A 1,620-nucleotide genomic window follows, 5' to 3' on the forward strand; every position below is an offset into this window, starting at 1 on the left:
GTAGCAGCAAGATCTTCGCCGTTCTCGAAACGCTCTTGTAGAGAAGCGAATTGAGCAGCTTTGTCTTTCATTAGGAAGTTGATACCGTAAAGTGCAACACGACGGTAGTCACCAATGATACGACCACGGCCGTAAGCATCAGGAAGACCAGTCAGAACACCAGACTTACGACATTTTAGGATATCAGGAGTGTAGATATCGAAAACGCCAGCATTGTGTGTTTTGCGGTATTCTGAGTAGATTTTTGAAACCATTGGGTCAAGAGTTTCACCGTATGCTTTACAAGAACCTTCAACCATACGTACACCACCGTTAGGGATGATTGCACGTTTTAGTGGCTTCTCAGTTTGTAGACCAACGATAGTCTCAAGATCTTTCTCAATGTAACCTGCATCGTGAGCAGTAATGGTAGAGATAACAGAAGTATCGAAATCTACAGGTGCTTTAGTTGCGTTTTCCTGTTTGATACCTTCCATTACCGAAGACCAAAGCTTGTTAGTTGCTTCAGTACCCTCAGAAACTAGGAAAGACTCGTCGCCTTCATATGGCGTGTAGTTCTTTTGAATGAAATCACGAACGTTTACTTCGCTTTGCCACTCACCTGCAGCAAAATCTTCCCAAGCTTTAGCAAATTGCTCTGCCATGACATACCTACCTTTTTAGTAGAAAAAATACGTACATTAACACTGTTGAGCCAGCGCCCCTCGTAAGGGTAGTACACTCTTATTAATAACAATATATATGAGCATATGAGCGTCATATGGTTATATATATTGTCACTACCTTTTATATGTTGTCTTTACTCTATGTATTCAAGACTACGCTAAAAAATTTCTGCAAACCTTAAACTAAATCAATAAATGCCAAAAAAAGTTGAAAAAATTTGAGTGGCAGGGGTTGCCACCCAAACTTTTTTTTAATCCCGATACTACTTTTGTGTAGTAATGAGCATTATAGCCAAGCTTTTAGGCCATACTGACTTTCTAGCATACCAACTGCAAGCATTGCTACTAAACAGATAACTAAAACGCCAACTGGGATTACAATCTTGTCTACAAATGATAGACGCTTCGCGCGCTCTTTATCACCAATTAGACCGTTGTTATCAAGAAGCATAGTCAGAGCCCATGCTAATACAGGGTTAACAACCGCTGAACCGAAGATACAGATACCAGCTGCTTGAGAATCCTTTGAATCCTTAACCATTTGCATACCCGCTTCAAGTAGAGGTAGAGATACACCTACAAGTAGCGCAACACGCATCACTGGTGGCCATACTGCAACGTCCATTGGGAAACCAAGAATCGCAACAATAATACATAGAGAACCAAGCAAGATTGCGCCGCCAGGAATTGGACGTTTCGCGATTGCTGCTGGGATCATGTAAGTACCCCAAGAAGACGTGATGTTACCACCACCAACCGCTGTACCTACCATTTGACGAACTGAACACATAGTCATAGTGTCATCAACGTCCATCAGAACTTTTTCAGACTTTTTAGGGTAGTTTAGTTCTTGGAAGATACGGTGACCTAGGAAATCAGGTGACCACATCGCTACCGCTAGGATTGCAAATGGTAGAGAAGCGATGAAGTGTTCAACGTTTGGCAAGCCAAGCAT

Annotated in this window: 2 protein-coding genes; both read right to left on the reverse strand. The window is 42.0% G+C overall.

Features of this window, described 5'->3' with window-relative positions; all coding sequences use genetic code 11:
- Nucleotides 1–644, reverse strand: a 644-nt coding sequence (locus tag AB4653_RS17815; protein WP_372104873.1) for a pyruvate formate lyase family protein, incomplete at its 3' end; no start/stop codon positions are given.
- A gap of 307 nt (nt 645–951) precedes the next feature.
- Nucleotides 952–1,620 (reverse strand): DUF3360 family protein (locus AB4653_RS17820; RefSeq protein WP_372104875.1); only part of this gene is annotated, 669 nt, incomplete at its 5' end.

The organism is Vibrio sp. 10N.222.48.A3, assembly GCF_041475345.1.
GTDB lineage: Bacteria > Pseudomonadota > Gammaproteobacteria > Enterobacterales > Vibrionaceae > Vibrio > Vibrio tasmaniensis_A.